We start from the raw sequence: 21,215 nt of genomic DNA, 5'->3' as shown, positions 1-21,215 counted from the left end.
CGGCGTGAGCCCGAAGAAGACGGGCGGCGACCGGCTCGCCGAGTACCGGGGCAGGCGCGATCCGGGACGCACGCCGGAGCCCGTGCCCGCCGACGCGGCCGTGCCGCGCGGGAACGACGACACGTTCGTCGTCCAGGAGCACCACGCGACCAGCCTGCACTGGGACCTGCGGCTCGAACGCGACGGGGTGCTGGTGTCGTGGGCCGTCCCCAAGGGCCTGCCGTGGACCCCGGAGACGAACCACCTCGCCGTGCACACCGAGGACCACCCGCTGGAGTACGCGACGTTCGAGGGCGAGATCCCGCGCGGCGAGTACGGCGCCGGGACGATGACCGTCTGGGACCGCGGGACGTACGAGACGGAGAAGTGGTCCGAGCGCGAGGTGAAGATCGTCATCCACGGTTCGCGGGTCTCCGGCCGGTACGTGCTGTTCCGGACGCGCGGGAAGAACTGGATGATCCACCGGATGGACCCGCCCGCCGACCCGGACGCCGAGCCGCTGCCGGAGTCGGTGCGCCCGATGCGGCCGGCGCGGCGGGCGCGGCTGCCCCGCGACCAGGGCGCGTGGGGCTTCGAGTTCGCGTGGGGCGGCCGGCGGCTGGCCGCCTACGCCGAGGGCGGGCGGACCCGGTTCACCGACGGCCGGGGCCGCGCCGTGGACGGCCCCGGCGGGCTCGGCTCCCGGCTCGGCGCCGGGCTGGGCTCCCGGCGCGCGGTGCTCGACGGGGAGCTGGCCGTCCTGGACGGCCGCGAGACCTACATGATCTACGACCTGCTCCATCTGGACGGGCATCCGCTGCTGGACGTCCCGTACCGGGAGCGGCGCGAGCGGCTCGACGGCCTCGCGCTGTCGGGGCCGGCCTGGCAGACGGCCCCCTGGTTCCCCGGGGACGGCGACGCCGTCGCGGCGGCGGCGCGCGACCAGGACCTGCCGGGGGTGCTCGCCAAGCGCCTGGACTCCCCGTACGAGCCGGGCGAGGAGTCCGGCGCCTGGCGCTTCATCCCGGCCTGACGCCCCCGACTCGGTACGCGCTCGCCGGGGGAACCAGAGCCCTCACCTTCCGCGTCAAAGGGACGTAGCACCCGCTTCGGCGCGTCGCCACTGAAAACGATCAGGTGCCGGTTAGAGTCCCGCCCTGAGTACGGGCGGTGGGGACGGTCTGGAAGGCGGGGAACGGCACATGATGGGCAAGACGCACGCCCTGAGCGGCGCGCTGGCGTGGCTGGCCGCCGTCCCGGTGCTCGGCTACGAGCGGCTCCTCGGCGACCACGCGGTGTCGCTGTCGGTGGAGCAGGTCGCCGCGGGCGCCGTGGTGTGCGCGGGCGCGGCGATCCTGCCGGACATCGACCACCACAACGGCCGCATCGCCAACACGTTCGGCCCCATCACCCACCACATGTGCAAGTGGATCGGGAAGGTGTCCGGCGGGCACCGGCACGCGACCCACTCGATCCTGTTCGCGGTCGGCATGGGCTGGGCGATGGACACCCTCGCCACCCACTACCTCTACGCCTGGTGGGCCTGCCTCTTCATGATCGTCGGCCTGGGGCTGCGCGGCGTCGGGCTGGACTTCGAGGGCAAGGAGCCGCAGTCGGCGCTCGCCGACTGCGCGCTCGCCCTCGTCGCCGTCTGGCTGATGCACAAGATCGATATGAGCTTCGTCGGGTTCGCGGTCGCGCTCGGCTGCTTCGCGCACGTCGTCGGCGACTGCCTGACACCGCGCGGCTGCCCGGTGTTCTGGCCGCTGCCGTGGCGGATCGACATTCCGCTCGTCCCGCGGACGGACGGCAAGGTGGAGCGCTGGGTCGTGATGCCCGTGCTCACCCTCGGCATCGCCGTCCTCGCCGTCCGCTCGGTCCTCGGCGAGGCCACCACCGAGTGGCTGACCCGGAACTGATCATTCGAGCAGGTCGGCGAACTGGTCGCAGGTCGAGAACGTCCACGCGGCCCTGTCCTTGGACGGGCCCTTCCACAGGGTGACGCGCTCGATGCCCGGGACGGCCTGCGCCGTGCAGACGACCTGGGCCATCGCGATCCGCGACCAGCTCTGCGCCCCGGCGCCGGGCGACCGGACGACCATCTGCGCGCGCACGCCGACCGCGCTGGCCGCGCCTTCCGCGCCGGACGCGTCGATGACCGAGTACGCCTCCAGCGGCACGTCGACCTCGGTGCGCAGCCCCATGGCGCGCTCCCGCGCGGTCGGCGGCACGTTCAGCTGGTCGATGCCCAGGTGCGGCTGCCCGGGCAGGCCTGGCCGCGACACGGCCCGGAGCCGGTCGCCGTGGACGAGGTACACGGTGACCGTGGCGGGATGCGCGCCGGCGGTCGGCACCTCCCCCGCCGGGAGGATCCCGGTCGGCCTGATCCCGCAGCCGGCGAGGGCGGCGCAGGCCGCCGCGGCCGTCAGCACCCGGTGCGGCCGTCTCATGCCGGTTCCTCCGCCTCGCCGCCGGGCAGCCACAGCGTGAACACGGCGCCGCCGTCCGGCCCGTTCGCGGCGTCCAGCGTCCCGCCGTGCAGCACCGCGTTCTCCTTCGCGATGGAGAGGCCGAGGCCGCTGCCCTCGCTGCGCGAGCGCGCCGCCTCGGCCTTGGTGAACCGGTCGAAGACCACGGCGGCCAGGTCGCCGGGAAGGCCGGGGCCGCGGTCGGCGACCACGAGCCGCACGCCGCCGGCGCCCTCCTCGGTGCGCTCGAAGCGCAGCGTGACCGGCGGGCGCCCGTGCTTGAGGGCGTTCCCGGCGAGGTTGGCGACGATGACGTCGAACCGCCGCGGGTCCAGCCGGACGACCAGGTCCGCGGGGCCCGCCACCGCCACCTCGTCCTGCCAGCCGCGCGCCGCCAGGGTGGCGCCGACCGCCGCGGCCACGTTCACGTCGTCGAGGACGAGCGCCGCGGCGCCCGCGTCGAACCGGCTGATCTCGATCAGGTTCTCCACCAGCGCGCCGAGCCGCCGCGTCTCCGCCGCGACGAGCCGCACCGCGCCGCCGTCCGGCGCGTCCGCCGCCTCCTCGGCCAGCACGCCGGTCATCGCGACCATCGAGGTGAGGGGGGTGCGCAGCTCGTGCGAGACGTCCGCGACGAACCGGCGGGACGCGGCCTCCATCGCGCGCAGCTCGGTGACCGTGCGCTCCAGGGCGTCCGCGGTGCCGTTGAACGTGCGGGCGAGGTCGGCGAGCTCGTCCCGGCCGCGCACCTGGACCCGGGTGCCGAGCTCCCCCGCGCCGAGCGCGCGGGCGGCGGCGCCGAGGCGGCGCACCGGGCCCAGCACGCCCCGCGTCGCCAGCAGCGCCAGGCCGAGCGCCGCCACCAGCGCGGCGGCGTCCGCGATCAGCAGCACGCGGGTGAACAGCCGCAGGTCGGCGGCCTCGCGGCGCAGGCTCGCCGAGACGAACACCATCGGCGGCGTCGTCCGCCACGGCTCGTCCTCGGTGGTCGTGTAGCCGGTGACGCGGGTGCCGACGAGCAGGTAGGGCGTGCCGTTGCGGTACACGCGCTGGAAGACCACGCCGCGCAGCGCGCGGCGGGCGAACTCCCCGCTCACCGGGACGTCCAGCGCGCCGGGCGGCGGGACGCCGGTCTCGCCGCCGATCAGCGGCACCGGCACCGCGACCGCCTTGCGGCCCGGGGCCGCGCCGAGCGCCTTCTCCAGGGCCGCGCCGAGCAGCGGCCCCGCGTCGGGCGGCAGCTCGACCGGGACCTGCTGGGCGAGGGTGCCGCGGATGTCGGACAGCACCGCGTCCTGCGCGCGCTGCAGCATCATCCGGCGCATCAGCACGTAGGAGATGCCGGAGGCGAGCACGGACGCCAGCAGCGCGACCGCCGTGAACGCGGCGGCGAGCCGCATCCGCAGCCCGGTGAGCCGGGTGCGGCCCATCATGGCGCGGCGAACCGGTAGCCGAACCCCCGGACGGTCTCGATCAGCCGCGGCTCGGCCGGCTCGTCCTCGATCTTGGCGCGGACGCGCTGCACGCACGCGTCCACGAGCCGGGAGTCGCCCGGGTAGGTGTGCTCCCACACCTCGGCGAGCAGGTGCTGGCGGGTGAGGGCCCGCCCGGGCCGGCGGGCCAGCTCCAGCAGCAGCCGCAGCTCGGTCGGGGTGAGGCGCAGGTCGGTGCCGCCCTTGGTCACCTTCAGCGACAGCCGGTCGATGACGAGGTCGCCGTAGGCGGACCGGTCGGTGCGGGTCTGGTCGGCGCGCCGCAGCACGGCCCGGATGCGGGCGTCGAGGACGCGCGGCTCGACGGGCTTCACCACGTAGTCGTCGGCGCCCGCCTCCAGGCCGAGGACGATGTCGAGGTCGTCGCCGCGCGCGGTCAGCAGGATCACCGGCAGCGAGTCCTCGCGGCGGATGCGGCGGCACACCTCGATCCCGTCGATGCCGGGGAGCATCACGTCCAGGATCGCGATCTCGGGGCGCCGCGACCGCAGCGCCGCCAGGCCGTCCTCGCCGGTGGTCCGGGACGTCACGCCGTGCCCCTGGCGGGTCAGCGCCAGCTCCAGGGCCGTCCGCGCGGACGGGTCGTCCTCGATGAACAGAATGCTCGCCACCGGCACAGTATCCGCCACCGGTGATCATTCGGCGCCTTCTGTCACAAGATCCGGACATCCCCGGCACGGGATCATGACGGGCCGCCGCGACGGTGGGGCCCATGATCGTCACGACCGTCCGGCCCCGGCCGGCCGCCCCGGCCGCGCCCGCCCCGCCCGGCCGCCGCCGTCCCCGCGCGCTGCCCTGGCTGCTCGTCGCGGGCGTGCTGGCGCAGGCGGCGGTCCGGCTGTGGTTCGCCCGCGCCCGGACCGGGCCGGCCGCCAACCCCGACGAGACCGGCTACCTCGTCGCCGCCCGGTGGCTGGCCGGCGGGCCCGGCGCCGACCTGTCCGGCAATACCTTCTACCAGGGCGGTTACCCGCTGCTGCTGACGCCCGCCTACTGGTTCGCGCACGACCCGGCGACGGTCTACACGGCGGTCATGGCGATCAACGCGGTGCTCGGCGCGGCGCTGTTCCCGCTCGGGTACGCGGCGGCGCGGCGGTTCGGGCTCGGCCGCCGCACCGCGCTCCCCCTGGCGTTCGCGGCGGCGCTGCTGCCCGCCGGGGCGTTCTTCGGCGCCTTCGCGCTCGCGGACGCCGTCCTGCCGGTGCTCGTCCTGGCCTGGCTGCTGGCGCTCGACCGCTTCGCCCGCGACGGCGGCGCGGTCGGCACGGTGCTCGCGAGCCTGGCCGCGTCCGCCGCGGCGGCCGTCCACTCGCGCGGGACGATCGTCCTGCTCGTCCACGCCCTGGCGCTGGCCGTCATCGCGGTGAGCGGGCGGCGGTGGCGCCGGGCCCTGGCCGGGGGCGGCGCGGCCGCCGCCGGCTACGCCCTCGGGGCGGCGCTGAACGCGCGGCTGGAGGCGGCGCTGTACCCGGGCGGCGTCCGCGACCTGGCGGCGAACGTCGAGACCCGGCTGACCACGGCCGGCGGGCAGGCGTGGGCGCTGTCGGGGGCCGCCGGGCAGGTCTGGTACCTGGTCGTCTCCACCTGGGGGCTGGCCGGGGTGGGCCTCGCCGTCGTGGCGGTGGCGCTCGTGCGGCGGCGCACCCCGGCGGCCGACCGGATCATGGCGGGCGTGCTGCTCGCCGCCACGTTCGGGATCGCCTACGCGTCGTCGGCCGCGCTGCCGGACGAGCACCGGGTCGGCAACTTCGCCTACGGCCGGTACCTGTCGTGCGTCGCCCTGGTCTACGCGCTGGCCGGGGCGGCGGCGCTGCTGCGGTCGGGCGCCCGCAGGGCCCTCCTGCTGGCGGCGTCGTCCGTCCTCGTCCTCGCGGCGGCGGGGGCATGGGTGAGCGTCTACGCGGGCGAGCGGCTCCGCACCCACGCGTTCATCGCGTTCGACTTCCCCGAGACCACGTTCCTCACCGGCGACCGCACCGCGCTGCATCTGCAGGAGGCGTCGCTGGCCGCGATCGGGCTGCTCTGCGTGCTCGCCGTCCTGTCCCGGCTGGGGCGGACGCCGCTGATGGCCGCCGCCCTGGCCGGGACGAGCCTGGCCGCGCTGATGTTCGCGATGGGGCCGTCCCCCGAGCGCGTCCGCCCCGCCCCGCCGCTCCCGGGCCCGCAGGCGGGCGGGGTCGTCGCGGACGTGGCGGTCCACTGGGGCGTCAGGACCAAGCTCATGCACCCGGTCTGGTGGACCCGCGTCGGCCGGATCGACATCCGCGACGGCCGCCCGCCCGCGCCCGGCGTGTGCACGGTCGTGGTCTCCCTGCCGGACGGGACGTCCCCGGCGGCGTCATGGCCGGGGCACCCGGCGGGCTGGCGGCACCACGCCCGGGAGGACTGGTCGATCGGCTGGGTGATCTGGCGCGACCCGTCCTGCCCGGCGGCTCAGTAGCGGGTCACCAGGGCGATGCGGCCGTGGTCGACGAGGAAGCCGTCCGAGACGAACGTCACCTCGCCGCCGTACTCCAGCACCGTCTCGATGACGTCGTCCACGGCGTCGTCGACGACGTCCGCGCCCTTGAGGACGCCCGGCATGCCGTCCACCGGGACCAGTTCGTCGCCGCGGGCCTTCACCGCGGGCGCGTAGTAGCCGCGCTCGACGACGAGGTGCTCGCCGCGGCCCTCCTCGGCGAGCGGCGTGACCTCGCAGAGCCCGCCCGCGTAGCGCTGGATGCTGCGCGCGGCCTCCAGCTCGGCGAGCACGCCGACCTCGCGGAGGTCCTCGTAGGCGGCGAGGGCCGGGCGCGCCGCCTCGGCGAGCGCGCTCGGCGCCGCGCCCTCGAAGCTGCCGTCGACGCGGCCCGCCACGGTGATGTGCGGCCCGGCCACCTCGTCGAAGAACGCCTGGTGGCGGGTGACGCCGGCGACGATCAGCGGGCGGCGGTCCCGGGCCAGGACGCGGTCGAGGGCGGCCACCACGTCCCGCATGGCGCGGCGCTGCCGCTCGCCGTCCCCGCCCTGCGCGGCGCGCCGCGCCAGCCGCCCGGAGCCGGCCTCGTCGATCGGCTCCGGCTCGACCGGGAAGCCGCCGCCGGTGCGCTCGGCCAGTTCCTCGCCGCGGCCGTCCCACAGCCGGTTCCGCTGGTCCGACAGCGACAGCAGCCAGTAGCGCGGGGTGCGGGTGTAGGCGGCGACGAGGTCGCGGGTGGCGAACCCGGCGTCCACGACGACGCGCTCGTCCACGTGCTGGCCGATCGTGAAGGCGTGGTGCTCCCCGTCGGGCGCGGCGAACAGCACCAGCCCGTCGGAGGCGTGCCGCAGGTCGACCTCGTCCGCCGCCCGCTCCAGGCCCCGGACGACATGGTCGGCGGCCTCGGGCGTGACGCGGACGTCGTCGTGCAGCCGCCGCCGGACCTCGGCCAGCAGGTTGCGCAGCCGGATGGGGTCCTGTCGGTTGTCCGGGACGGAGCGGTGCGTCGGCATCAGCACCGACACCGCCGGGTAGGCGCGCGGCTTGCGCAGCTCGGACAGGGTAACGGCGTCCATGATCCCCCGATCGGTCAGCCTTGTACGCTTCTGTCTCTTTTCTAGCTACCGATAGGTAAACCAGGTGTAAGCGGCGGCCGATGCGCCCGCCTAGACCCGCTCGATCACCGGGCCGAAGACGTCCAGGAACGGCGCGTGCACCGTGGTGTAGGAGAACCCGAACCGCTCGCGCCGCTCCCGGATCTGCTCCGCGAGCTGCTCCTGCGTCCCGAGCAGGATGAACGGTGTGTCCAGGATCTCCTCGACGCTCATGTACGGCATGCGCTCGGCGCGGATCTTCTCCGCCTCCGCGCGCCGGTCGGCGGTCACCTGGACGTGCTGGACGAGCACGTTCCACTCGATGCCGTCCGCCCGGTCGCCGGCGTGCTCCCGGACGAACCGGACCCGCTCCTGCGCCTCCGCGGCCGTGCCCAGCCGGAACGTCCCCGGCGGCTCCCCCGGCACCTGGTACGCCCCCGCGATCCCGACGATGTCGGCGTACCGCGCCGCCGCCCGCAGCACCGTGTCGCCCGTGCCGCCGACGAGCAGCGGCGGGCCCGCGCCGCCGAACCCGGCGCGCTGCACCGGCGCCAGCTCGGCCAGCCCGAAGTGCTCGGCGACCGGCCGGTGCGCCTCGTAGCCGTCCCCGCCGAACAGCGCGCCCAGCTCCTCGATCAGGCGGGCCATCCGCTCCGCGCGGGCGCCGAACCCCTCCCAGGGGATCCCGGCCGCGTCGAACTCCCACTTCATGTGCCCGGCGCCGAGGCCGAGCTCCACCCGCCCGCCGGTGAGCCGGTCGGCGGTGGCGACCTCCCGGGCGAGCAGGTGCGGGTTCCAGAACCCGGCGTTCAGCACGAGCGTGCCGACCCGCAGCCGCTCCGTCGCCTCCGCGGCGGCGACCATCGTCGGGAACGGCGCCGGGCTCCCGAGGTGGTCGGGCACCAGCGCGGTGTCGTAGCCGTACCGCTCGCCGCGCCGGCACCGGCCGGCGAACTCGTCGCGGGAGGGGATGTCGAAGAAGTTGAACCCGAAACGGAAGTCCCTCATGGGCTCACCCTGCCACCTCAGCCGGGCGTGATGAAGGACGTCTCGTAGGCGAGGATCACCGCCTGGGTGCGGTCGCGGGCCTGGAGCTTGGCGAGCACGTTGCCGACGTGCGTCTTCACCGTCTGCGGGCTCACGAACAGCTCCGCGGCGATCTCGGCGTTCGAGCGGCCCTTGGCCATCAGCCGCAGCACGTCGCCCTCCCGCTCGGTGAGCCGGCCGTGCCAGTCCGCGCCGGGCCCGCCGCCGGACGGGCCGTGGTGCGCCGCCAGCTCCCGGATCGCCGCCGGGAACAGCAGGCTGTCGCCGTGCGCGACCATCCGGACCGCCTGGAGGATCTCCTCCGGCCGGGCTCGCTTGAGCAGGAAGCCGTGCGCGCCGGCCTTCAGCGCGTCGTAGACGTACTCGTCGTTCTCGAACGTGGTGACCACGATGATCCGCGGCGGCTCCGGCACGCTCCCCAGCAGGCGGCGGGTCGCCTGGATGCCGTCGAGCCGCGGCATCCGCACGTCCATCAGCACCACGTCGGGGCGCAGCCGCCGCACCGCGTCCGGCACCTCGGCGCCGTCGGCGGCCTCGCCGACCACGGCCAGGTCGTCCTCGGCGTCGATGATGGCGGCGAGGCCCGCCCGGATCAGCCGCTCGTCGTCGACCAGCAGCACCTTGATCGTCATGTTCCGGACCTTAGCGGCAGCGAGACGCGGAACCGCCACGCGTCCCCGTCGGCCCCGGCGGCCATGTCGCCGCGCAGCACGGTGACGCGCTCGCGGACCCCGGCGAGGCCGCGGCCGCCGCCGTGGCCGGCGCCCTCGCCCCGGGCCGCCCCGAGCGGGTTGCTCATCTCCACCTCCAGCCGTTCCCCGGCGATGCCGAGCCGCAGCCGCACCGGGACCTTCCCCGCGTGCCGCAGCGCGTTCGTCAGCCCCTCCTGGACGATCCGGTACGCCTCCCGCGACACCGCCGCCGGGACGTGCTCGACGGCCGGGTCCACGGCGGCGTCGAGCTCCACCCCCGCGATCCGGGTCTGCTCCAGCAGCCGGCCGAGGTCCTTCAGCGTCGCCTGCGGCGCGGCCGGGCGGGACGGGTCCTCGCGCAGCAGCCCGAGCACGTGGTCGAGGTCCTCCAGCGCGGCGCGGGCCGACTCCTCGATCGCGCCGAGCGCCTCCCGGGCGAACGCGGGATCGCTGTCCAGCACCCGCCCGGCCGCGCCGGCCTGGAGGGTCACCACGCTCAGCGCGTGCCCGACCGAGTCGTGCAGCTCCCTGGCCAGCCGGTTGCGCTCGGCCAGCTTCACCGCCCTGGCCTCCATGTCGGCGAGCCGCTCGGCGGCCGACGGGCCGAGGAACCACGGCGCGAGCCGCGACAGCAGCGTCCCGGACGCGACGATCAGCGCGAGCAGCGCGGCCAGCGACGCCAGGCCGAGCGGCGGCGCGGGCCACTGGTGCCACGTGCTCTGCCACCCCCACACCTCCAGGAACCGGTCGTCCCAGGTCGCCAGCGGCGCGAGCACCAGCACGACCGCGAACGGCGGCACCGCGAGGCTGAGCCCGCTGACCACCACGCCCGCGAACAGGTGCAGCGCGAACCACGCCGCGGCGCGGACCCGGCTCTCCCACGAGGCCGCCGACCCGGGGGCGACCGCGGCGGCGCGCCCCTTGAGCAGCTCCCTGGCGAGCGAGCCCTCCAGCAGCCGCACCGTCGGCACGAGCCCGGTGACGAACACCGCCGCCCCCGGCATCACCACCAGCATGATCACGACCGTCACGGCGGTGTTGCCGGCCGGCAGCAGCGGCGTGAGGCTCATCGCCAGGAACCAGTACGGCATCAGCAGCGCGCCGCCCACCACGAGGTGGGACCAGCGCTGCCAGGTCGTCCGCTCGATCAGCGGCCGGAACACGCGGAGCACGTGTCGATCCTGGCAGACGGGACGCCGCGGGCCCTCCCCCGCGCGGGGGAGGGGCCCGGTCGCCGGGCCGGCCTCAGGTCTTGCCCTGCCCCTCGGCGGCCCGGTCGCGCTCGGCCAGCTTGGCGAGGCGCGCGTTGTAGGCGGCGAGCTCGTCGTCCTCGGCCCGGCCGCCCGGCCGCGCGGCGCGGTCGGCCTTGCGGTCCATGCGGCGGGCCTGCCGCTGGTCGTCGGCGTACCACTGGAACGCCATCACGATCAGGACGATGAACGTCGGGATCTCGCCGAACGCCCAGGCGATCGCGCCGCCGGTGTGCTGGTCGTGCAGGACGGTGGTGCCCCACGGCGGGTCGACGGCCCCGTACCAGCCGCGCGCCAGCGCCTGGCTCATGTTCATCAGCGCGATGCCGAAGAACGCGTGGAACGGCATCGTGACGAACAGCAGGATCAGCCGCGCCGGGTAGGGCAGCTTCTTCGGCGCCGGGTCGACGCCGAGCAGCACCCAGAAGAACAGCGACCCGGCCGCGAGGAAGTGCACCATCATCGCGATGTGGCCGAGGTGGTTGCGCATCGCCGCCTCGAACAGCGGCGAGAAGTACAGCGCGAACGTGCTCACCACGAAGATCAGCGTCGCCACCGCCGGATGCGCGATCACCGCGAGGTAGCGGCTGTGCAGCAGCGCGGTCAGCCACTCGCGGGGGCCGCGGTCGCCGCGCACCCGGGCGGGCTTGAGCGCGCGCAGCGCCAGCGTCACCGGCGCGCCGACGACCAGGAAGATCGGCGCCAGCATGTTCAGCACCATGTGCTGCGCCATGTGCACGCTGAACAAGATCGGCGCGTACTTGGCGACGCCGGTCTGGGTGACGGCGAGGATGGTCACCAGGCCGAGGATCCAGGCGGCGGTGCGCCCCATCGGCCAGGAGTCGCCGCGCCGCCGCAGCCGGACGACGGCGGCGATGTACAGCCCGCCGAGGACGGCCGCGAGGACGGCGAAGAACAGGTCGAACTGCCACAGCGTCAGCAGCCGCACCGGGGTGACCTCCGGCGGCATGTCGTAGCCGAGCAGCGACTTGACCGCGGACTCCGGGGCGGTCGGCGGGGGCGGCGCGGTGCGCGCCAGCGCCACCGCGAGGCCCATGGTGGCGGCCATCACGGCCGCCTCGACGGAGCCGAACCGGGCGAACGCCCCCGGCTTGCCGGCGGCGAGCGCGGGCAGCGTCCGCTCCCGGTGCCACCAGCCGAACCAGCCGAGCACCCCGAACGCGACGATCTTCCCGAGGGCGAGCCGGCCATAGTTCGTCGTCGCCAGCTCGGCCGGGTCAGGCAGCCGGGCGATCACGTTCACCAGGCCGCTGACCCCGACGGTGACATAGCACCACAGGGCCATCCGGCTGAACCGCTCCGCCATGACGGGCAGCCGGTCGCGGCGCAGCAGCGCGTGCGCGCCGACGATCGCCAGGCCGCCGACCCACGGCGCGACCGCCGCGACGTGCAGCGCGACGCCGGTCGTCGCGACGGAGTGGTTGGCGGCCGAGGCCGAGTGCCCGGTCAGCGGCGCCGGCAGCAGCGCGATCCCGGCCAGGGCGAGCAGCCCGAACGCGGCGGCGGGCGTGGTCGTGGTGCGCGCCAGCAGCGCCACCACCACGGCCAGCAGCACCACGATCATCAGCGCGGTGCCCTGCGGCAGCGAGCCGACGTAGCTGCTCAGCTCGCTGCCGGTGAGGACCTCCCCGACCGGCTGGCCGAGCACGTCGGCGACCGTGAACACGAGGGTGGCCGCCGCGGCGGCGGCCCAGCCCGCGGCGATCCAGGACGCGGCGCGCAGGTAGCCGACCGCGTCCGCGGACAGCCGGGCGGCGCCGCGCCCGCCCTCGACGGGCAGCAGCGCCGCGGCGGCCAGCACGGCGCCGACGGTCAGCGCGGACAGCAGGTCCATCGCGGCCCGGGACGCGGGCAGCCCCCACCGGGTGAGGGCGCCGGCGTCGCCGAGGCCGGGGATGACCTTCTCGGTGACCGACCCGCCGAGGACGAGGCCGGCGACCAGGGCCGCGGCGGCGGCCGCCGCCGCGACCGCGCCGGCCCGCACGACGCCCAGGCTGCCCTTATTCACCGCTGTTCACTTCCCGGTCGCCGCCTGGTGCTTGCGCTTGGCGCGGTACACGATGCCCATCCCGACGCCGATGCCGACCATGAGGCCGGCGACGATCAGCACCCACAGGACCGTCCGGGAGCCGGAGTCCTCCTCGGCGGCGGCCTGGTCCTGGTCGAGCTTGAGCGGCTGCTCGTCGGCGGTGGCCGCCTCGCCCGTCTGCTGCTCGGCGCCGACCCCGCCGGTGGACGGCGCCGGTGCCGCGGCCTCGCCGCCCGCGGCGGTGAACGCCAGGTCGTCGCCCTCGATCGGGTGCCCGTCCTCGCCGACGACCCGGTAGGCCACCGTGTAGGACCCGGCGGGAAGTGGCCCCGTCAGCTTCTGCGTCACCGTCGTCCCGGACCGCTCGGCCGGGCCGGACTGGTACGTCTTGTCCTGGCCGTCCTTGACGACCACCTGCGCCATGCGGATCTCGTCGCTGAAGACGAGCTTGACCTCGGTGACCGACTGCGCGGACTGGCCCTTGGCGGGCGTGCTGCTCACCAGCCGGGTGTGCGCCAGCGCGGGGGTCGCGGTCGCGGCGCCGAGGGCGAGGACGAGGGCGGCGACGGCACCGAGGCGCCGCGCGGCCCGGCGGGGCTTGCGGATGTTCATGGAGGGCCGGGTTCTCTAGTGAGTCGAAGGGCTTCATCTACCCTACTGAGCCCGCCAGGATGGCACGTCCCGGGTCGCGCGGTGGCGCGGCCTCGGGAAAACGATCAGCTGCAGTCGCAGCAGCACCCGTCGCAGCAGTCGCAATCGCAGTCGCAGCAGTTGCAGCACTCGCAGCAGTCGCCGCAACCGCTGTCGCAGTGCCGGCTGCACCAGCAGCGGTCCCCGCACGAGTCGCCGTGGTGGTCGCTCCACTCGGGCTGGAAGACGCCGCAGGTCACGCACACGGCCGCGCCGGTGAAGCACGGGATGGGCCAGCCGGGGCGGGGCGGCCGGGGGCCGTGCCTCGACTGGTCCTCCGGGCCGGCGAAGGCCCGGTCGACCGAGCGGGCGACCTCCCGGTCCAGCAGCGCCCGGACGAGCCGCGGCCGCTCCAGTTCCAGGTCGGCGAGGGCGAGGCGGAGCCCGTGCAGCGCGCCGTCGGCGTGCCGGCGGGCCTCGCCGAGGGAGGTGCCGGTGGCGAGGAGCGGGTTGTAGGCGCCCGCCGCCCGGTCGTCGGCGAGGTCCTCGACGGCGTCCAGCAGGTGCGCGAGGCGGCCGAAGAAGCGGCCGGCCTCGGCGAGGGTCTCGGCGTTGCCCTCCCGGCCCGCGAGGACGGCGGTGTGGGCGAACACGGCCGCGACGGCGGTCTCCGTGGGCTCGGTCAGGTCGAGCAGCGCCAGCCCCGTCTCCGCTTCAAGGGCGGGCTGGCGGGCGACGGCGTCGCGCAGCACGGCCGGGTCGAAGCCGACCGCGGCGCCCGTCCGGCCGCCGGCCGCGTCCCAGCGGCCCGCCATCCGGCCCGCCGCGGCCGCGACCGCGCGGCGCGCGTAGGGCCCGTCGCCGTCCGCGACGTGGTCGCGGGTCTTGCCGGCCGCGAGCAGCAGCGACGCGGCGGCCGCGAGCCGGGCGCCCTGCGCCTTCGCGGTGACGACCTGCGCGGTCTTCATCCCGCGCAGCGCGCACGGCCCGGCCTTGCGGCGCGGCGACAGCTCCGGCGCCTGCGCCTCGACCAGCACCGACACCAGCAGCCCGTCGTAGTTGGTGACGAGCCGCGCGGCCTGGCCGTGCTCGGCCCGCAGCGTCAGGCACAGCCCGCACAGATGGGCCATCCAGTCCTTGAACAGCGACCCGCACAGGACGTGCCTGCACGGCCGGACGACACCGAACACCCGCGACTCCCCCCAGCTCCGACAACTCGCAGCATTATGGACGCCGCGCCGCCCGTGCCGGTTCGGTCACACGCCGGTTCCGGTCACCCGCCGCTCTCGCTCACACGCCGACGCAGGTGAGCGCGCGCCGGTAGGCGGCCATCCGGGTCTCCTCGGCGGTGCCCGCCTCGGCCAGCACCTCGGCGAGGTCGAACCACGCCTGCGCGGCCTCCCGGGAGGACTCCATCTCCTCCAGGCAGGTCGCGGCCCGGGTCAGCACCTCGACGGCGCGGTCCCGGCGGCCGAGCCGCACCGAAGCCTCGCCGAGCACGGTCAGCGCCCCGGCGGTGGCCCGGCGCGGGGCGTCCCCCAGCAGGTCGAGGGCCTCCTCGGCGAGCGTCACCGCCTCGGCGGGGCGGCCGAGCGCGGTCTCGGCGCGGGCCAGCTCGGTCAGGCACCAGGCGACGTCGATCTCCCCGGACGAGCTGGCGCTGATCTCGCCGCGCACCCGGGCGAGCAGCTCGCGGGCGCGGGCGGCCTGGTCGGGCCGGGCGCGCAGCAGCAGCCCGGCGTAGATCACGCGGAGCCGGTTCAGGTCGCGGGGGTCCTCGCCGTCGCCGGCCAGCAGCAGCGCCCGCTCGGCCAGCGTGACGCCCTCCTCGTACTCGCCGCGGATCTCCGCGACGTAGGCGGCCTCCCAGTAGGCGACCATCCGCGCCCGGGGGCTGCCGATCCGCTCGGCCCGCTCGACGAGCTGGACGGCGAGGTGGCGGGCCCGGACGAGGTCGCCGCGCTCGATGAAGGCGGCGAGCAGCGCGGCGCCGAGGTGCACGGCGGCGTCGGTGGAGTCGGCGCCGGTCGCGATGAGGTGGCGCAGCGCGGTCTCGGCCGCCTCGACGCCCGCGCTGACGTCGCCGCGCTCGCGCAGGCAGCGGCTCAGCGCGACGTGCACCTTCGCCCAGTGGTCGAGGTCGGCCTCGGCGGAGGCCTCCTCGGTCAGCGCCGTCAGCTCGGCGATCGCCTCCTCCAGCTCCCCCGCGGCCTCCAGCGCGAGGGCGTGGCCCCAGCGGGCCTGGTGCAGCATGTCCGGCAGCGCGACCGCGTCGGCGCTGGCGAGCACCTCGGCGAACCGGGCGCGCGCCTCGGCCGCCGCGCCGTTGCTCAGCGCGATCTCGGCGTAGTCGAGGGTGACGCGCAGCTCGTCCACGACGTCCTCGCTGACGCCGCTGACGAGGTAGGTCGCCGAGCAGTTCAGCTTCGCCGCGAGCAGTTCGACCACGCTCGGGGCCGGTACCCGCTTGTCGCTCTCGATCAGCGAGATGTAGCTGTCGGACAGTTCGGGGAAGGCGAGCTGCGCCTGGCTCACGCCCTGCCGGATCCGCAGGGCGCGGATCCGCTGCCCCAGTGTCTCCCGGTCCATCTGTGCCACCGCCTACAAGGAGCTCGCCGGACGCGTCGCGCGCAGGGCGAGGAAGAAGTCGACTCGATCCTCAAGTGTGCCGAGGTCCCGGCCGGTGAGGTCCTCGATTCGCCGGATTCGGTACCGAAGCGTGTTCACATGGACGTGCAGCCGTGTCGCGCTGCGCCGCCACGAGCCCGAGCAGGCCAGGAACACCTCCAGCGTGTGCACGAGCTCGGCCCGGCCGTCGCCGTCGTACTCCTCCAGCGGGCCGAGCAGCCGGGCGCGGAAGGACGAGCGCGTCCCCTCCGGCACCGAGGCCAGCAGCCGCGCGTAGGAGTCCGCGCAGGGCTCCGCGCGGTGGTTCCGGACCTCCCGCCCGGCCGGCTCGACGGAGTCTCGCATTCGCACCAGGGCAGGCTATAGCGGACGCCTCACCCTCGTCACGCTCCGAAGTCCGCAGCGGCTAATCTGTGCACGCCCAGTCCGGCCCCGACCGCCGGAACCCACGCTGCCGAAAGCGGAGCGCGCGCCATGTCCAAGACCAGTACCGCCAAGACCGACGATTCGCCGCCGGCGGGCGGGCGCGGGCCGCTGGAGCGGCTGTTCGACCTCACCGGGCGGCGCACCACCGTCGCGCGCGAACTGCGCGGCGGCGTCACCACGTTCTTCGCGATGGCGTACATCATCCTGCTGAACCCGATCATCCTCGGCGGGGCCAAGGACGTCACCGGCGCGACGCTGTCGATCCCGCAGCTGACCACGATGACGGCGCTGTCCGCCGCGGTCACCACGGTGATCATGGGCCTGGTGGGCAACGCGCCGCTGGCGCTCGCCGCGGGCCTCGGCATCAACGCGGTCGTGGCGTTCCAGGCGGCGCCGGTGATGACCTGGCCGCAGGCGATGGGCCTGGTGGTGATCGAGGGCGCGATCATCGTGGTGCTGGCGCTCACCGGCATCCGCGAGCGGATCATGAACTCGATCCCGCTGGCGCTCAAGCACGCGATCGCGGTCGGCATCGGCGCGTTCATCGCGCTGGTCGGCCTCTACGACTCGGGGTTCGTCACCTCCAGCGCGACGAGCCCGCCGCTGTCCCTCGGCACCGGCGGCCACCTGGAGACGTGGCCGACGCTGGTGTTCGCGCTCACCCTGCTGCTGATGATCGTCCTGTACGTGCGGCGGGTGCCCGGCGCCATCCTGATCAGCATCATCGCCGGGACGGTCGGGGCCGTGGCCATCCAGGAGAACGCCTCCATCAAGGAGGGCGGCTGGGGCGTCGTCACGCCGAACATGCCCGACAAGCTGTTCGCGGCGCCCGACTTCGGGCTCTTCGGGGAGATCGACCTGTTCGGCGGGTTCGGCCGGGCCGGGGTCATCACCGCGCTGGTCGTGCTGTTCACCCTGGTGCTGTCGGGCTTCTTCGACGCGATGGGCACGATCCTCGGCATCAGCGACGAGGCGGGCCTGGTGAGCGAGAAGGGCGAGGTGCCGCGGCTCGGCCGGATCCTGTCGGTGGACGGCCTGTCCGCCGCGTTCGGCGGCGTCACCAGCTCGTCCGCCAACACGGTGTTCGTGGAGTCGGCGGCCGGCGTCGGCGAGGGCGCCCGGACCGGCCTCGCCAACATCGCCACCGGCGCGCTGTTCGCGGTGACGCTGTTCCTCACCCCGCTCGCCGCGACCGTCCCGGCGCAGGCCGCCGCGCCCGCGCTCGTCGTCGTGGGCGCGCTGATGATGACGCAGGTCGCCAAGGTGGACTGGGACGACCTGGAGATCACGATCCCGGCGTTCCTCACCATCGTGCTGATGCCGTTCACGTTCTCGATCACCATCGGGATCGGCGGCGGGATGGTCAGCTACGCGCTGATCAAGCTCGCCCGGGGCAAGCTGCGCGAGGTGTCGGTCTGGCTGTGGCCCGTGGTGGTGCTGTTCCTCATCTTCTTCGCGATCAACCCGATCGAGCAGTGGCTGGACGTGCGGTAGCGGCCGTCCGAACTCCGGGAGAACACGGCTCTGCGGCCATTTGAGACTCTCGGGCGCGCTCGCGGGTGTCAAATAGTGCCGTCATGGCGTAAGCAGAAGGTAGGGCCTTACCCCCCGGCGTGAAAGGCGTACCTGTGGTGTCCGCGGACTCTCCCTCCCGTCCGTCCCCGCCGGGGCACGTCCTGCTGGCGCCCGACCGGTTCCCGGGAGCGCTGACCGCGGTGCAGGCGGCGCGGCGGCTCGCGGCCGGGCTGCGCCGCGCCCGGCCGGACGTGCCGCTGGTGGAGCTGCCCGTCGCCGACGGCGGCGAGGGCACCGTCGCGGCCGCGGTGGCGGCCGGCTGGCGGGCGGTCGAGGTGGAGGTGTGCGGGCCGACAGGCCGCCCGGTCACCGCGCGTTTGGCGGTGCGCGGCCGCGGCGCGGTGGTGGAGCTGGCCGAGGCGTCCGGGCTGCGCCGGCTGCCCGGCGGCAAGCCGCGCCCGCTCACCGCCTCCAGCCTCGGCACCGGCCAGGTGCTCGCGCACGCGCTGCGGCTCGGCGCCCGCCGGATCGTGCTCGGGCTCGGCGGCGGCGCCTGCACCGACGGCGGCGCGGGCCTGGTCCAGGGGCTCGGCGGCCGGCTGTTGGACGCGCTCGGCAAGGACCTCCCGCCCGGCGGTGCGGCGCTGCGCTCGCTGCACGCCCTCGACCTGCGCGGCCTGCCCGACATGTCCGGCGTCGAGGTGGTGGTGGCGGGCGACTCCGCGGGCCCGCTGCTCGGCCGCACCGGCGCCGCCGCCGTGGACGGCCCGCGCCGCGGCGCCGGCCGCGAGGAGGTGCGGCTGCTGGACGCCGGCCTGCGCCGCTGGGCCGACCTCGCGGAGGCGGCCGCCCGCCGGACCGCCCGCGACGTGCCCGGCGCCGGGACGTCCGGCGGTGTCGGGTTCGCCGCGCTCACCTTCCTCGGCGCGACGATCGAGCCGGGCCCGGCGCTGCTCCTGGACCTGCTGGGCTTCGCCGACCGGGCGCGCGGCGCGCGGCTCGTCGTCACCGGCGAGGGCGTCCTGGACACCCGGTCGCTGCGCGGCTCCGCGCCGATCGGGGTGGCGCGCGCCGCCGCCCGCGCCGGCGCGCCGGTCATCGCGGTCGCCGGGCGGCGCGGGCTCACCGGCGAGCAGCTCCGCAAGGCGCGCATCCAGGCCGCGTACGCGCTGGCCGACATCGAGCCCGACGAGGAGCGCCGCGTCCGCCGGGCGGGGCCGCTGCTGGAGCAGCTGACGGTCGCGATCGCCGACGAATGGCTCCCCGCCCGCCCCTGATCGCATCGCTTTGGTGAACATTCACCGCTTTCCGCGCGCCACGGGTGATCGGTCGCCTACTGTCCGACCTGCGGCGGACCTTTGAGAACTCGACAGCGGGCATGAGGCGGGCACGGCATGGCGGATGAGCAGTACGACTGGGCGTCCCTCGGGATCGACACCACGAAGCCGAGCATCGCTCGGACCTACGACGTGGTGCTGCGGGGCAAGGACAACTTCGAGGTCGACCGGGCCTTCGTGGCCGAGATCGTGAAGATCGTCCCGGAGATCTACGACGTCGCCGCCTACAACCGGGGCGTCCTCGGCCGCGGCGTGCGGTACCTGGCCGGCGAGGCGGGCCTGCGGCAGTTCCTCGACCTCGGCTCCGGGCTGCCGACCGTGCAGAACACCCACCAGGTCGCGCAGGCGGTCGCGCCGGGCGCGCGGGTGGTGTACGTCGACAACGACCCGATCGTCCTCGCGCACGGGCGGGCGCTGCTGGCCGAGAACGCCGACACCACGGTGATCACCGCCGACGTCCGCGAGCCGGCGGAGATCCTCGCGCACGAGGACGTCCGGCGGCTGATCGACTTCGACCGGCCGGTCGGCGTCATGCTGGTCGGCATCCTGCACCACCTGCACGACGACGAGGACCCGCAGGGCGTCGTCGATACGCTGATGGACGCGGTGCCGTCCGGCAGCCACCTGTTCGTCACGAGCTTCTGCGCGTCCAGCCAGGAGGCGGTCGACGCCGAGAAGCAGTACCAGGGCCTGCTCGGCACCGGGCGGTTCCGCACGCCCGAGGAGATCACCCGGTACTTCGACGGCCTGGAACTGCTCGACCCCGGCGTCGTCCCGCTGCCGCTGTGGCGGCCCGATGAGGACGTCCCGGACGAGCTGACCGTCGGCCAGCGCCTGATGTACGGAGGCATCGCCCGCAAGCCGTAGCGGAGCCGGCGCAGCCACCAGGCGCGCTTTACACAGTGTCGCCCGACAAGGCGATGACTTGGCACACTGCTCATAGCCGGAGGCGTCCTCCGGACCGCACGCTGGAGGCGTAGGTCCTGGTCAGCGTTGACGGAGGAGCCCCCGGTGAAGATCGGTGTGCCGCGAGAGATCAAGAACCACGAGTACCGGGTGGCGAGCACGCCGGCGGGCGTGCACGAGCTGACCCGGCACGGCCACGAGGTGTTCGTCGAGCGGGGCGCCGGCCGCGGGTCGGCGATCCCGGACGAGGAGTACGCCGCGGCGGGCGCCAAGATCCTGGACGGCCCGGACGAGGTCTGGGCCGAGGGCGACCTGATCCTCAAGGTCAAGGAGCCGGTCGCGGCCGAGTACCCGCGGCTGCGCGCCGGCCAGGTGCTGTTCACCTACCTGCACCTGGCCGCGTCGCGCGCGTGCACCGACGCGCTGCTGGCGGCCGGCGTCACCGCGATCGCCTACGAGACCGTCCAGCTGCCCGACCGCACGCTGCCGCTGCTCGCCCCGATGTCGGAGGTGGCCGGACGGCTCGCGCCGCAGGTCGGCGCCTACAACCTGATGGCGTCCAACGGCGGGCGCGGCGTGCTGCCGGGCGGGGTGCCGGGCGTCGCCCCGGCCAAGGTCGTCGTGATCGGCGGCGGCGTGTCCGGCCTCAACGCGGCGCAGATCGCCGTCGGGATGGGCGCGGACGTGACGGTGCTGGACGTGAACGTCGACCGACTCCGCCACATCGACGCCATCTACCAGGGCCGGCTGCGGACCCTCGTGTCCAGCGCCTACACGGTCGAGCGGGAGGCGCGCGCCGCCGACCTCGTGATCGGCGCCGTGCTGATCCCCGGCGCGCGGGCGCCCAAGCTGATCTCCAACGACCTCGTCGCGGGCATGAAGGCCGGGTCGGTGCTGGTGGACATCGCCATCGACCAGGGCGGCTGCTTCGAGGACTCCCGCCCCACCACGCACGCCGACCCGACCTACCGGGTGCACGAGTCGATCTTCTACTGCGTCGCGAACATGCCGGGCTCGGTCCCGAACACCTCCACCTACGCGCTCACCGGCGTCACGCTCCCCTACGCCGTCCAGATCGCCGACAAGGGCTGGCACCGCGCCCTGCGGGAGAACGGCGCCCTGGCCCGCGGCCTCAACGCGCACGCCGGCGAGCTGGTCTACGACCACGTCGCCGAGGCGCACGGGCTGCCCTGGACGCCGCTGTCCTCGCTCCTCGACTGACCCGGCTCACCCGCGCCCTCA

18 protein-coding genes and 1 pseudogene are annotated in these 21,215 nt (G+C 75.1%); 7 read left to right on the top strand and 12 right to left on the bottom strand.

The features are described from left to right. Positions 1-4: 4 nt before the first annotated feature. Together HUT06_RS14415 and HUT06_RS14410 are read left to right on the top strand one after the other, a co-directional pair. Positions 5-1,012, top strand: coding sequence for a DNA polymerase ligase N-terminal domain-containing protein (locus HUT06_RS14415; RefSeq protein WP_176196193.1), 1,008 nt, complete (start codon positions 5-7; stop codon positions 1,010-1,012). A 169-nt stretch (positions 1,013-1,181) separates the two neighbouring features. Beyond that, positions 1,182-1,898 (top strand): metal-dependent hydrolase, encoded by a 717-nt coding sequence (locus tag HUT06_RS14410; protein WP_176196192.1) that lies wholly within the window; start codon positions 1,182-1,184, stop codon positions 1,896-1,898. Here the strand turns inward: HUT06_RS14410 and HUT06_RS14405 are convergent, their stop codons facing one another. From HUT06_RS14405 to HUT06_RS14395, 3 genes are read right to left on the bottom strand one after another with little or no spacing between them, the layout of a single operon-like run. Continuing rightward, the gene (locus tag HUT06_RS14405) at positions 1,899-2,429 is read right to left on the bottom strand and encodes a hypothetical protein (protein WP_176196191.1); all 531 of its coding nucleotides are present in this window, start codon (positions 2,427-2,429) and stop codon (positions 1,899-1,901) included. After that, positions 2,426-3,880, bottom strand: a complete 1,455-nt coding sequence (locus HUT06_RS14400) for a cell wall metabolism sensor histidine kinase WalK (RefSeq protein ID WP_176196190.1) — start codon at positions 3,878-3,880, stop codon at positions 2,426-2,428. The genes HUT06_RS14405 and HUT06_RS14400 overlap by 4 nt, the downstream gene beginning before the upstream one ends. Further along, entirely contained in the window at positions 3,877-4,551 is a 675-nt protein-coding gene (locus HUT06_RS14395) for a response regulator transcription factor (protein WP_176196189.1), read from the bottom strand. Before HUT06_RS14395 ends, HUT06_RS14400 begins: the two co-directional genes overlap by 4 nt. Before the next feature lie 101 nt (positions 4,552-4,652). On the opposite strand from HUT06_RS14395, the gene HUT06_RS14390 reads away from it, so the two are divergent. Beyond that, positions 4,653-6,380, top strand: a complete 1,728-nt coding sequence (locus HUT06_RS14390; protein WP_176196188.1) for a hypothetical protein — start codon at positions 4,653-4,655, stop codon at positions 6,378-6,380. Here the strand turns inward: HUT06_RS14390 and HUT06_RS14385 are convergent. The 9 genes and pseudogenes from HUT06_RS14385 to HUT06_RS14345 all read right to left on the bottom strand — a co-directional run. Further along, the gene (locus HUT06_RS14385; RefSeq protein WP_176196187.1) at positions 6,374-7,474 is read right to left on the bottom strand and encodes a hypothetical protein; all 1,101 of its coding nucleotides are present in this window, start codon (positions 7,472-7,474) and stop codon (positions 6,374-6,376) included. The genes HUT06_RS14390 and HUT06_RS14385 overlap by 7 nt on opposite strands. Positions 7,475-7,564: 90 nt before the next feature. Beyond that, entirely contained in the window at positions 7,565-8,500 is a 936-nt protein-coding gene (locus HUT06_RS14380; protein WP_176196186.1) for a TIGR03621 family F420-dependent LLM class oxidoreductase, read from the bottom strand. A 17-nt stretch (positions 8,501-8,517) separates the two neighbouring features. Then, the gene (locus HUT06_RS14375) at positions 8,518-9,171 is read right to left on the bottom strand and encodes a response regulator transcription factor (RefSeq protein ID WP_176196185.1); all 654 of its coding nucleotides are present in this window, start codon (positions 9,169-9,171) and stop codon (positions 8,518-8,520) included. Beyond that, positions 9,168-10,403, bottom strand: coding sequence for a sensor histidine kinase (locus HUT06_RS14370; protein WP_254715175.1), 1,236 nt, complete (start codon positions 10,401-10,403; stop codon positions 9,168-9,170). The genes HUT06_RS14375 and HUT06_RS14370 overlap by 4 nt, the downstream gene beginning before the upstream one ends. A 73-nt stretch (positions 10,404-10,476) precedes the next feature. Beyond that, the gene (locus HUT06_RS14365; RefSeq protein WP_176196184.1) at positions 10,477-12,510 is read right to left on the bottom strand and encodes a bifunctional copper resistance protein CopD/cytochrome c oxidase assembly protein; all 2,034 of its coding nucleotides are present in this window, start codon (positions 12,508-12,510) and stop codon (positions 10,477-10,479) included. A gap of 6 nt (positions 12,511-12,516) precedes the next feature. Then, entirely contained in the window at positions 12,517-13,143 is a 627-nt protein-coding gene (locus HUT06_RS14360; protein ID WP_176196183.1) for a copper resistance CopC family protein, read from the bottom strand. Positions 13,144-13,247: 104 nt separating this feature from the next. Then, on the bottom strand, positions 13,248-14,351 hold the full coding sequence (locus HUT06_RS14355; protein ID WP_176196182.1) for a DUF5685 family protein: 1,104 nt from the start codon (positions 14,349-14,351) through the stop codon (positions 13,248-13,250). Between the two features lie 100 nt (positions 14,352-14,451). Continuing rightward, a complete protein-coding gene (locus HUT06_RS14350) occupies positions 14,452-15,750 on the bottom strand; it encodes a helix-turn-helix domain-containing protein (protein ID WP_176196181.1) in 1,299 nt (432 codons plus the stop codon). A 12-nt stretch (positions 15,751-15,762) separates the two neighbouring features. Continuing rightward, positions 15,763-16,071, bottom strand: a pseudogene (locus tag HUT06_RS14345) (PucR family transcriptional regulator); the annotation flags it as partial. A 192-nt stretch (positions 16,072-16,263) separates the two neighbouring features. Between HUT06_RS14345 and HUT06_RS14340 the strand changes: the two are divergent. From HUT06_RS14340 to ald, 4 genes are all read left to right on the top strand, one after another. Further along, on the top strand, positions 16,264-17,709 hold the full coding sequence (locus tag HUT06_RS14340) for an NCS2 family permease (RefSeq protein ID WP_176196180.1): 1,446 nt from the start codon (positions 16,264-16,266) through the stop codon (positions 17,707-17,709). A 137-nt stretch (positions 17,710-17,846) separates the two neighbouring features. Next, positions 17,847-19,007 carry a glycerate kinase gene (locus tag HUT06_RS14335; RefSeq protein WP_254715174.1) on the top strand — a complete coding sequence of 387 codons (1,161 nt, stop codon included), beginning with the start codon at positions 17,847-17,849 and terminating at the stop codon, positions 19,005-19,007. A gap of 117 nt (positions 19,008-19,124) precedes the next feature. Continuing rightward, entirely contained in the window at positions 19,125-19,934 is an 810-nt protein-coding gene (locus HUT06_RS14330) for an SAM-dependent methyltransferase (RefSeq protein ID WP_176196179.1), read from the top strand. A 144-nt stretch (positions 19,935-20,078) separates the two neighbouring features. Then, on the top strand, positions 20,079-21,194 hold the full coding sequence (ald, locus tag HUT06_RS14325; protein WP_176196178.1) for an alanine dehydrogenase: 1,116 nt from the start codon (positions 20,079-20,081) through the stop codon (positions 21,192-21,194). Positions 21,195-21,215 lie beyond the last annotated feature (21 nt).

It is taken from the genome of Actinomadura sp. NAK00032 (assembly GCF_013364275.1).
Taxonomy (GTDB): domain Bacteria; phylum Actinomycetota; class Actinomycetes; order Streptosporangiales; family Streptosporangiaceae; genus Spirillospora.
This window is presented reverse-complemented; position numbering and strand designations above follow the sequence as displayed.

Excerpts from the sequence above, each read along its gene's own strand:
- HUT06_RS14410 (WP_176196192.1), top strand. The coding sequence starts at position 1,182 with ATGATGGGCAAGACGCACGCCCTGAGCGGCGCGCTGGCGTGGCTGGCC.
- HUT06_RS14405 (WP_176196191.1), bottom strand. The coding sequence starts at position 2,429 with ATGAGACGGCCGCACCGGGTGCTGACGGCCGCGGCGGCCTGCGCCGCC.
- HUT06_RS14400 (WP_176196190.1), bottom strand. The coding sequence starts at position 3,880 with ATGATGGGCCGCACCCGGCTCACCGGGCTGCGGATGCGGCTCGCCGCC.
- HUT06_RS14390 (WP_176196188.1), top strand. The coding sequence starts at position 4,653 with ATGATCGTCACGACCGTCCGGCCCCGGCCGGCCGCCCCGGCCGCGCCC.
- HUT06_RS14385 (WP_176196187.1), bottom strand. The coding sequence starts at position 7,474 with ATGGACGCCGTTACCCTGTCCGAGCTGCGCAAGCCGCGCGCCTACCCG.
- HUT06_RS14380 (WP_176196186.1), bottom strand. The coding sequence starts at position 8,500 with ATGAGGGACTTCCGTTTCGGGTTCAACTTCTTCGACATCCCCTCCCGC.
- HUT06_RS14375 (WP_176196185.1), bottom strand. The coding sequence starts at position 9,171 with ATGACGATCAAGGTGCTGCTGGTCGACGACGAGCGGCTGATCCGGGCG.
- HUT06_RS14360 (WP_176196183.1), bottom strand. The coding sequence starts at position 13,143 with ATGAACATCCGCAAGCCCCGCCGGGCCGCGCGGCGCCTCGGTGCCGTC.
- HUT06_RS14350 (WP_176196181.1), bottom strand. The coding sequence starts at position 15,750 with ATGGACCGGGAGACACTGGGGCAGCGGATCCGCGCCCTGCGGATCCGG.
- HUT06_RS14340 (WP_176196180.1), top strand. The coding sequence starts at position 16,264 with ATGTCCAAGACCAGTACCGCCAAGACCGACGATTCGCCGCCGGCGGGC.
- HUT06_RS14330 (WP_176196179.1), top strand. The coding sequence starts at position 19,125 with ATGGCGGATGAGCAGTACGACTGGGCGTCCCTCGGGATCGACACCACG.